Source organism: Actinosynnema sp. NPDC059797 (assembly GCF_042732085.1).
Taxonomy (GTDB): domain Bacteria; phylum Actinomycetota; class Actinomycetes; order Mycobacteriales; family Pseudonocardiaceae; genus Actinosynnema.
Genome location: NZ_JBHWIE010000278.1, coordinates 1 through 9,292, shown reverse-complemented (window position 1 = coordinate 9,292; position 9,292 = coordinate 1). Strand labels below are relative to the sequence as shown.

Below are 9,292 nucleotides of genomic sequence, written 5' to 3'. Positions count from 1 at the left end.
ATCGCGGCCCTGGCGTTCGCGGACGGGTACGCCTGGCTCGTCGTCCTGCTCTGCGCGTACGCGGCGGGGTCGGCGCTGCTCAACGCCGCACCGGCCGCGCTGGTCGGTGACGTCGTCGCCGGCCGGGCCGGCAGCGGCGTCGCCGTCTTCTCCATGTGCACCGACGTCGGCGCCGTGGTGGGGCCGGTGGCCGTCGGGCTCGTCGCCGAGCGGGTGGGCGTCCCGGCCGCCTTCGGCAGCGGCGCCGCGCTGCTGGTCGCCGCCTTCGCGGCGTCGTGGGCGTTGACAACCGTTCGGCCAACACGAGGGAGTTGATCGATGAACCAGCCGTCCGCCCGGCACGAGCGGGGTGAGGCCGTGTTCCGGCAGGTCTTCGGCCGCGAACCGCGCCCCGGTTCCCACCCGGAGTTCCTGCGGATCACCGTCGACCACCTGTTCGGCGAGATCTGGAGCCGACCGCACCTGAGCGTCGAGGAGCGCGAACTGGTCGCGCTGACCGCGGTCGCGCTGGCGCGGACCGACTGGGAGCTGCGCGGCCACATCGGCGCCGCCCTGCACCTGGGGATGTCGCGGGAGAAGGTCGTCGAGGTCATCATCCAGCTCGCCTACTACGGTGGCTGGCCGGTCGCCAACAACGGGCTGCGCGTCGCCCAGGAGGTCTTCGCCGAGCTGGACGGCGGGACCGGGGACGGCGGGACCGGGGACGGCGGCGACATCGGCGGCGGCGGGGAGGACGCGGGTCATGACCGGTGAACCGCCCTTCCTCGACCCGGACGAGAAGGTCGAGCTGTGGCGCCAGCGGTTCTTCGAGGCCCAGGCGGCCGCGGAGGAGTTCGTCCTGGGAGAGCACGGCGAAGAGGGCCTGGCCGCGTGGATCCAGGCGAACTCCCGCATCACCGCGGAGCTGCTGCGGGCGCAACGGCCCGCGGGGGTGTCCGCCACCGACCACTTCATGACGCGGCTGCGGCGCCAGCTCCTGCTGTACGACTCGGCGGTGACCAGCGAGGCCCGGTCCTCGGGCACCGTCCTGCGCAACACCGACTGCGGGATCCTCCGGTACCGCAAGCGGGCCGCCCGCGCCGGCGTCGTGCTGACGTTCTCGTCACCGTGCCAGTACTGCCAGGAGCTGAACACCTCCATCGCCGCCCGCTACGTCGAACCGGACGTCACGGTGTCGTGCGAGCAGGCGGGTGACGGGTGCACCTGGCGCGCGGAATCCCCTCACGCGCCGGAAGAGGACGCGGCCGGGTCGCCGCACCGCGGGCGGGCCGGCGGCTGAACCAGCGGCAGCGCCGTGCGGCCGTCGGCCGGCGACCGGTCGACGTCGAGCGTCAGGCCGAGTTGCCGGCCGACGGCCTCGCACAGGTCGAGCGCCGCGGTGCGGGTCAGGTCCTGGTGACCGCTCTGGGTGAGGCACGCCGACGCCACGTTCTTGTTCCGCAGGCGCAGGTACCACGGGAACAACGAGCCCAGCGCGGGCTCGGTCAGCATCGTGCGCGAGTGCACGATCGTCCCCACCAGGAGGTTGCCGAACGGGCGTTCCCCGGCGTTCATGAAGCTCTTCAAGCGCTCCTGGAAGATCTTCAGCACCGCGGGCACGTTCCCCGCGTACACCGGCATGGCCAGCAGCATCGCCCGCGCGCCCTCGGCCAGCCCGACGACGTGCTCGAAGTCGTCGTCGAGCGTGCACCGGCCCACCTCGGGGTCGAGGCAGGTGTCCTCGCCCTCGCACATCCCGATGCGGTGGTCGATCAACCGGATCCGCTGGACCTCCGCGTCGCCGACCTCCCGGACGACGCCGGCGATCGCCGCCTCCAGCAGCGCGTCGGTCAGCGACGGGAGGCGCTTCTGCGTGCAGGACAAGGCAATGATCTTCATCCGGAGGACCTCCCGTGCCCGCGACCGCGTGCCGGGGGCAGCTCCAACCTACCCAGGATCGGGCACCACCGGAACGGTTGCGGCGTCGCGGGTCACGGCCCGAGCTGGTCACGGCCCGAGCTGGTCACGGCGGCGGGCCAGGTAGGCGACCTCGGCGGTGTTGCCCGCCAGCCCGATGGCCTCGTCGTACGCCGAGCGCGCCTCCCGGCCGCGACCCAGCCGGCGCAACAGGTCGGCGCGGGTCGCGTGGTAGGCGTGGTAGGCGGCCAGTTGCTCCCCCAGCCGGTCCACGATCGCCAGCGCCACCTCGGGGCCGTCCAGCTCGGCGACCGCGACGGCCCGGTTGAGCACGACGACCGGCGACGGGTCGAGGCGGACGAGCTGGTCGTAGAGGGCGACGACCTGCGACCAGTCGGTGTCGCGCACGTCGCGGGCGGAGGTGTGCACGGCGTTGATCGCCGCGAGGAGCTGGTAGCGCCCCGGCGCCACCCCGGTGGCCAGGCGCTCGCGCACCAGCCGGTGCCCCTCGGCGATCAGCGCCGCGTCCCAGGCGCCGCGGTCCTGCTCGTGCAGGGCGACCAGTTCGCCGCCCGCCGAGACCCGGGCGGCGCGGCGGGCCTCGGTCAGGAGCATCAGCGCCAGCAGCCCGGTCACCTCGCCGTCCTCCGGCGCGAGGTCGTGGACCAGGCGGGTCAGCCGGATCGCCTCGGCGGTCAGGTCCTGGCGCACGGGGTCGGTGTCGGGACCGGTCGCCAGGTAGCCCTCGTTGAAGACGAGGTAGAGGACGGCGAGCACGCCGGAGACGCGTCCCGGGAGGTCGGCCGCGGACGGCACCCGGTAGGGGATGCGAGCCGCCTTGACCTTGGCCTTGGCGCGGGTGATCCGCTGACCCATGGCGTTCTCCCGCACCAGGAAGGCGCGGGCGATCTCGGGCACGGTGAGGCCGCCGACCAGGCGCAGCGTCAGCGCCACGCGGCTCTCCACCGCGAGCGCCGGGTAGCAGCAGGTGAAGATCAGCCGGAGCCGCTCGTCCTCGATGGCGCCGAGGGGCGCGGGCGGGTCGTCGTCGTGCAGCACCAGGGCCTCCTGCTGCTTGTCGTCGCGCTTGCCCTCGCGCCGGATCCGGTCGATGGCCTTGCGGTTGGCGGTGGTGGTCAACCAGGCGTCGGGGTTCGGGGGCACGCCGTCGGCGGGCCACCGCTCGACGGCGGTCGCGAACGCCTCGGCCGCCGCCTCCTCGGCGATGTCGAGGTCACCGAAGCGCTTGGTCAGGGAGGCGACCAGCCGGGCCCACCCCGCGCGGTGGGCGCGGGCGACCGCCTCCCGGGCCTCGGCCCCGCTCACAGGAACGGCCTCAGCTCGACCCTGCGGTTGCAGTGCTCCGACCCCTCCGCGGCCAGGTCGAGCGCCACGTCGGCATCGGGGGCCTCGACGACCCAGAAACCGGCGAGGTACTCCTTGGTCTCCAGGAAGGGGCCGTCGGTGACCACCGCCCCGCCGCCCCGGTTGTCGACGACGGTGGCCGTGCGGGGGTCCGCGAGGCCACCGGCGAAGACCCAGTGGCCCCCGGCCCGGAGCCGGTCGTTGAACGCGGTGATCGCGGCCATCTCCTCCGGGGTGGCGGAGCCGGTCTTGTCGTCGATCACGGAAACCAGGTACTGCACCTCGGGTCGCCTCCTGCGTCCTCGGGCGCGCCCCGCGAGGGCCGCCCGCTGTCGTGGTTCTGGGGTCGGTGTTTTGGGGTCGTTGCTTCGGGTCGCGGTTCCCGGGTCACGCGCCGGGGGTGCCGGCGTACCGCGGGCGCCCGCCGGGCCGGTAGACCTGGATCGTCACCCCGTTCGCGGTGACCCGCGAGCCGATCAGGTCGAGCGCCGCGTCCGGGCCGGTGGCCGGGAACAGCCGCGCGCCCTGGCCGACGACCACGGGGTAGGTGATCAGGGTGATCTCGTCCACCAGGCGGGCCTCGACGAGCCGGCGGACCAGCTCGCCGCTGCCGTGCACCTGCAGCTCGCCGCCCGGCCGGGACTTCAGCTCGCCGACGGCGGCCACGACGTCACCGGTCAGGACGGTCGTGCCCGCCCACCCCGGGTCGGTGAGCGTGGACGACACCACGTACCTGGGCCGCCCGTTCAACGCCGCCGAGATCGGGTTGTCGCCCTGGTCGGTCCCCCAGGAGCCGGTGCCCCAGGAGGCGGCGAAGATCTCGTGGGTCCGGCGGCCGAACAGGAACGCGTCGGCGCGCAGGAAGACCTCGCCGAGCCACCTCTCGGCCTCGTGGTCGAACAGCGGCAGGGCCCACCCGCCGCGCTCGAACCCGCCCCGGCGGTCCTCGTCCGGGCCGCCGAGCCCCTGCACCACGCCGTCGACGGAGAGGTGCGTGACGGTCGTCAGCTTCATGATCTCATCTCCCGCGGGTCGAGGCGCCCCCGCCGGGCGACCTCCCACCACCTCTACGAACGACCCGGCCCCGATCCGACACCTCCCCCGGCATCCTTCCGGGTTTTTCCGGCACGCCGTCGTCGCCTCGCGGTTGTGCGCCGCGCACCGCGGTCGTACAACGGGTGACGAGGTGCGGGCCCGACGATCGGAGGAGCTGTGGTGGACCGGGGCGGTCGGGCGGTGGCCGAGGCCATTCGCGCGGATTTTCGCGGGGAGCTGCTGGAACCGGGTGACGCCGGGTACGACCGGGCGCGCGTGGTGTGGAACGCGGCGGTGGACCGGCGCCCCGCCGTGATCGCCCGCTGCCGGGGCGTGGCCGACGTGCGGCACGCGCTGGCGGTGGCGCGGGAGGCCGGTGTCGAGGTGGCGGTGCGCGGCGGCGGCCACGACGTGGCCGGCAACGGCGTGTGCGACGGCGGCCTCGTCCTCGACCTGTCGCCGATGAAGGGCGTCCGGGTGGACCCGGTGCGGCGCGTCGCGCGCGCCCAGGCCGGCCTCACCTGGGCCGAGCTGGACCGGGAGACGCAGGCGTTCGGCCTGGCCACGACCGGCGGGCAGTGCTCCGGCACGGGCGTCGCCGGCGTCACCCTGGGCGGCGGCATGGGCTGGCTCATGCGCCGGCACGGGCTGACCGTCGACAACCTGCTCTCGGTCGACGTGGTGACCCCCGACGGGCGGCTGCTCACCGCGAGCGAGCACGAGAACGGCGAGCTGTTCTGGGGCCTGCGCGGCGGCGGCGGCAACTTCGGCGTCGTCACCGAGTTCGAGTTCCGGCTGCACCCGGTCCGCGACGTGGTGGCCGGGCTGCTGTTCTACCCGGGCGACCGGCTGGCCGAGGTGCTCGCCCTCTACCGCGAGCACGCCGCGACCGAACCCGACTCGGTCACCTCGACGGTCATCGCCCTGACCGCGCCGCCGATGCCGGGCCTGCCCGAACCGCTGCACGGCGAGCTGGTCGCCGCGATCGGCGTGTGCCACAGCGGCCCGCCCGAGGAGGCCGAGGAGGCGCTGCGCCCGCTGCGCGCGTCCGGCCCGGCGGCCGACCTGGTCGGTCCCATGTCCTACCTGGCGCTCCAGGGCATGTTCGACGGCATGCCGGCGGGCGACTACGGCTACCGCCAGAGCATCCGCTCCGGCTACCTGACCGAACTGGGCGACGACGCGATCACCGCGCTGGTCCGCCACGCCCGCGCCGCCGTGTCACCCCTGTGCCTGGTCGAGCTGCTGCACCTCGAAGGCGCCGTCGCCCGCGTCGCGGAGGACGGCACCGCGTTCCCCGGCCGGGACGCCCGGTTCTTCTGCATGTTCCAGTCCACCTGGAGCGACCCCGGCGACACCGAGGCCCACACCGCGTGGACGCGGGAGGGCTGGGACGCCTTCTCCCGCTTCTCCGACGGCCGCACCCACCCCGGTTTCCTCGACGGCGACGAGCCCGCGCGACGGGTCGCCGACGCTTACGGGGAGCGGAAGACGGCCCGCCTGGCCGACCTCAAGCGCCTCTTCGACCCCACCAACTTCCTCCACCTCAACAAGAACATCCGCCCCTGACGCGCGGCCGGCGTGCCCCTCTCAGGGCATGCGGGCCGCGATGGCGGCGGCGAGGGGTTCCAGTCGGGCCCGCATGTCGGCGGGGGTCCAGTCCGCGTTGCCGTTGCTGAGCCCGCAGTCGACGCGGACCTGGTGGAAGCCCTTGGTGAACGCCAGGCTGAAGCGGGAACCGGCGACGCCGAACACGGCCCCGTCGCCGAGGCCGGGGAGGTCCACCGCGCCCCGGAGGTCCCGGCGGTCCTCCGCCACCGCCGCCCGCGCCGCCGCGGCGTCGGGGTGCGAGGTCACCGTGACCTGGGGCGACATCGCCCCGTCCAGGTAGGTGGTGCCCTCGGGAGCCGGCCGCTCGCGGTCGGGTGGGGCGGTGGTCCGCCGGCACGTCCTGGTGATCGGACCCGTCAACGCCGTGGTGTAGCCGCGGTCGACGTTGGTCGGGTCGACGGCGTAGTTCACGGCGTCCTGGAAGTCCGCGCCGGTGAACACGGCGCAGGCGTCGGTCACCACCCGCCGGCCGTCCTGGCGCAGCTCGCCGAGGTCCCGGGCCGCGCCGGGCGCGGTGGCCACCCCCTCGACCACGCCGTCGACCAGCGCGGTGAGCGTGGCCTCGGGGACGGCCGGCTTCTTGTTGCCCCAGACCAGGTTCAGCCTGAAACGCGTGTTGCGGACCCGGCCGAACACCTCCACGCCGCCGTCACCGTCCCGCACGGCGACGTCCCGCACGCCCGGCAACGACCGACCCCGCTCGACGGGTCGGTCCTCCACCACGCCGGCCTTGCCGTACTGCTCCAACTCCAGCGACAGGCCGCGGAACACCGCCTCCTCGTGGTCGACGGGCCTGATGTCGCAGAACGACCGCGCGGAGAAGGGCCACGCGGGCGGCGACGCCGGGTCCGCGGTGGGCAGCGGGTCGATGAACGACTCCTGCACCCGCAGGCCCCCGTCGCCGATCGGGCCGATCCGGGCCGCCGCGCTCGACGGGTCCAGCAGGCCGCAGGCGTTGACGTACTCGTACCGGCCGATGCAGTACTCGCCCGAGCAGCCCGCGCTATCGGTCGCGTCACCGCCGCTCGGGGACCCGTCCTCGCCACGCAGGGTCAACCAGGCCGTGACACCGGCGGCCACCAGCACCACGACCAACGCCAGGACCACCCACACCGCTCCGCGCCCGCGCTTCGGCGGCGGGGGCGGGGGCCAGGCCGGTCCGCCGTGCACCGGTCCGGTCGGGTAGGCGGGCCAGGGCTGTGGTCCGCGACCCGGCCCCGGCGGGGGTGGGGGCGATGACGGCACGTGCGGCATCAGGCCCGCACCCGTTCCCCTAGGACGATCGACTCGCACCGCACCGCGCACCACCCGTTCCGCCGGGGTGCGGTCCGATCAGGACGGATCGCGCACCGGCCACTCGTGTTCCACGAACTCCGGCCGCTTCGACGGTCCGGGCGGGTCGCGGGTTCCACCGCCGCGGCACGGGCGGCGCGGCGCAGGTCAGCGGCGCAGGTCAGCGGCGCAGGTCAGCGGCGCAGGTCAGCGGCGCAGGCCGGCGCGCACCACGAGCGCGTCGTGGTCGGTGTAGGTCGTCGGCTCGATCTCCAGCTCCGGCGAGGCGAGGTTGCCGTAGGAGTGCTGGATGCCGGGGGCCTGGACGGCCTCGGCGTCGGTCAGCGTCCAGTGGTCCCGGGGTGCGCACGAGGTGCGCCGGTTGACGTCGCCGGCGAAGATCGTCGGCCGGCCGCGGGAGGACAGCACCGCCGTCAGCTCGGCGCACTGGACCGCGTTGGCGGTGCCGGGCGCCTCGCCGCCGGTGGACAGGTGCGTGGTGCAGACGTCCACGCGGCGAGCGGTCGTCGCGCAGAGCCAGCGCCGCTGCTCCACGCCGTTGAACACGGAGAACGGCGCGTCCTCGGCGGCCCGGATCGCCTCCTTGGTCAGCACGGCGTTGCCGAACACGCCCCGCCCCTCCGGCGACTTGCAGGCCAGCGGCGCGCCGCGGTAGATCACCGTGGCGAAGCGGTGGTGGTACCCCGTGCGCGCGGCGATCTCGGCCACGTCGCCGCTGCACGCCTCGTTGAGGGTGACCGCGTTGACGTCGTTGGCCTCGATGCGGGCGACCACCTCGTCCACGACCTTCGGGTACTCGGTCTTGGCGTGGCAGCCGGCGTACCCGCTGGAGCAGATGTTCATGTGCAGCAGGGAGTAGGGCGGGCGCGCGGGGGCGGCCGCGGCGGTGCCGGTGGGCAGCAGCCCGGCGAGCAGCAGGAGACCGAGGAGCGCGGCGCGCGGACGTGCGGCGATGCGTGGGATCACAGCGCGATTGTGCAGACCTCCGCCCCCGTGCCGAAGACGGCTCGGCAAGAGTTCACCGCCCGGACGCCTGTTCGACGACGGCGTGACCTGGGGCGGGACCCGCACCCGTGACCTGTACGGGCGTACCGACGAACCCACCGGGTGAAAACCGCGCACACCACCTTTCCCCGCCGCCCTCGACTACGCCCGGCACCGGTCCGTTGTGGACGGGCGGAACGGCCGTGCCGGCGCGAGGAGCAGGTCCGGCGTGACGACGACGCGGCGCCGGCCGCGGGGCCACGGGCCTCACCGGCGATCCGGCGGGTCGAGGCGGTCGGCCTTGTCGCGCAGGTAGCGCTGTTCGACGTGGTTGTCCGTGAGGGCCGCCGCCTCCCGGTAGAGGGCCGCCGCGTCAGCGGTGTCGCCGGTGAGCTGGAGCAGGTGGGCCCGGACGGCGCGTTCCCGTTGGCGGGTCAGCGGGTCCTGGTCCAGGCCGTGGCGCCGGTTGAGGTCGTCGAGCAGCGCCAGCCCCCGTCCGGGGCCGTGGGCCCGGGCCACCGCGACGACCCGGCTGAGCCGGACCGGTGCGGTGGGGGTGAGGCGTTCGAGCCACAGGTAGAGCGCCGCGATCCGCGGCCAGTCCGTCCGGTCGGGCGATTCGGCGGTGGCGTGCACGGCCGCGATCGCGGCCTGCAACCGGTACGGGCCGATCTCGCGCCGGTGCCGGACGCCGTCGATCAGCGCGGTGCCCTCGCGGATGAGGTCCGCCCGCCACCGCGTCCGGTCCTGTTCCTCCAGCGGCACCAGCTCGCCGTCGTCGCCCGTGCGCGCCGGCCGCCGTGCCTCGGTGAGCAGCATGAGCGCCAGCAAGCCGGTCGCCTCGGCGGTGGTCGCGTCGTCGGCAGGCAGGGTGTCGCGGAGCACGCGGGTGAGCCGGATCGCCTCGTGGGTCAGGTCGACGCGGGTGAGCTCGTCGCCGGACGAGGTCGTGTAGCCCTCGTTGAAGATCAGGTACAGCACCTGCATGACGGCGGCCACCCGGTCGGCCCGGTCGGCGTCGGTCGGCGGGGTGAAGCGGGCGCCCGCGCGGGCCAGTTGCCGTTTGGCGCGGCTGATCCGCGTGCCCATGCCCTGTCTCTTATACACA

Annotated in this window: 11 protein-coding genes; 4 read left to right on the top strand and 7 right to left on the bottom strand. The window is 74.5% G+C overall.

Annotated elements, in window-relative coordinates:
* The 3 genes from ACFV4N_RS34215 to ACFV4N_RS34205 all read left to right on the top strand — a co-directional run.
* The coding region (locus ACFV4N_RS34215) for an MFS transporter (protein WP_499676802.1) at positions 1–315 on the top strand (315 nt) is incomplete at its 5' end.
* 3 nt (positions 316–318) lie between these two features.
* Positions 319–753 (top strand): carboxymuconolactone decarboxylase family protein, encoded by a 435-nt coding sequence (locus ACFV4N_RS34210; RefSeq protein ID WP_499676801.1) that lies wholly within the window; start codon positions 319–321, stop codon positions 751–753.
* Positions 743–1,279 (top strand): hypothetical protein, encoded by a 537-nt coding sequence (locus ACFV4N_RS34205; protein WP_499676800.1) that lies wholly within the window; start codon positions 743–745, stop codon positions 1,277–1,279. The genes ACFV4N_RS34210 and ACFV4N_RS34205 overlap by 11 nt, the downstream gene beginning before the upstream one ends.
* Here ACFV4N_RS34205 and ACFV4N_RS34200 read toward each other — a convergent pair.
* The 4 genes from ACFV4N_RS34200 to ACFV4N_RS34185 all read right to left on the bottom strand — a co-directional run bounded on the left by ACFV4N_RS34200 (position 1,222) and on the right by ACFV4N_RS34185 (position 4,275).
* Entirely contained in the window at positions 1,222–1,878 is a 657-nt protein-coding gene (locus ACFV4N_RS34200; RefSeq protein ID WP_499676799.1) for a flavodoxin family protein, read from the bottom strand. The two genes, ACFV4N_RS34205 and ACFV4N_RS34200, sit on opposite strands and share 58 nt — an antisense overlap.
* 108 nt (positions 1,879–1,986) lie before the next feature.
* Positions 1,987–3,222 (bottom strand): RNA polymerase sigma factor, encoded by a 1,236-nt coding sequence (locus ACFV4N_RS34195; RefSeq protein WP_499676798.1) that lies wholly within the window; start codon positions 3,220–3,222, stop codon positions 1,987–1,989.
* Positions 3,219–3,542, bottom strand: a complete 324-nt coding sequence (locus ACFV4N_RS34190; protein WP_499676797.1) for a YciI family protein — start codon at positions 3,540–3,542, stop codon at positions 3,219–3,221. The genes ACFV4N_RS34195 and ACFV4N_RS34190 overlap by 4 nt, the downstream gene beginning before the upstream one ends.
* Before the next feature lie 106 nt (positions 3,543–3,648).
* On the bottom strand, positions 3,649–4,275 hold the full coding sequence (locus ACFV4N_RS34185; RefSeq protein ID WP_499676796.1) for a dihydrofolate reductase family protein: 627 nt from the start codon (positions 4,273–4,275) through the stop codon (positions 3,649–3,651).
* A gap of 201 nt (positions 4,276–4,476) precedes the next feature.
* Here ACFV4N_RS34185 and ACFV4N_RS34180 point away from each other — a divergent pair, with 201 nt between their 5' ends.
* Positions 4,477–5,865, top strand: coding sequence for an FAD-binding oxidoreductase (locus tag ACFV4N_RS34180; RefSeq protein WP_499676795.1), 1,389 nt, complete (start codon positions 4,477–4,479; stop codon positions 5,863–5,865).
* A gap of 21 nt (positions 5,866–5,886) precedes the next feature.
* On the opposite strand, the gene ACFV4N_RS34175 is transcribed toward ACFV4N_RS34180, so the two are convergent.
* From ACFV4N_RS34175 to ACFV4N_RS34165, 3 genes are all read right to left on the bottom strand, one after another.
* Complete coding sequence (locus ACFV4N_RS34175) at positions 5,887–7,014, bottom strand: hypothetical protein (protein ID WP_499676794.1); 1,128 nt, start codon at positions 7,012–7,014, stop codon at positions 5,887–5,889.
* 372 nt (positions 7,015–7,386) lie between these two features.
* On the bottom strand, positions 7,387–8,166 hold the full coding sequence (locus tag ACFV4N_RS34170) for an endonuclease/exonuclease/phosphatase family protein (RefSeq protein WP_499676793.1): 780 nt from the start codon (positions 8,164–8,166) through the stop codon (positions 7,387–7,389).
* A 285-nt stretch (positions 8,167–8,451) separates the two neighbouring features.
* On the bottom strand, positions 8,452–9,292 hold an 841-nt coding region (locus ACFV4N_RS34165), incomplete at its 5' end, for an RNA polymerase sigma factor (RefSeq protein ID WP_499676792.1).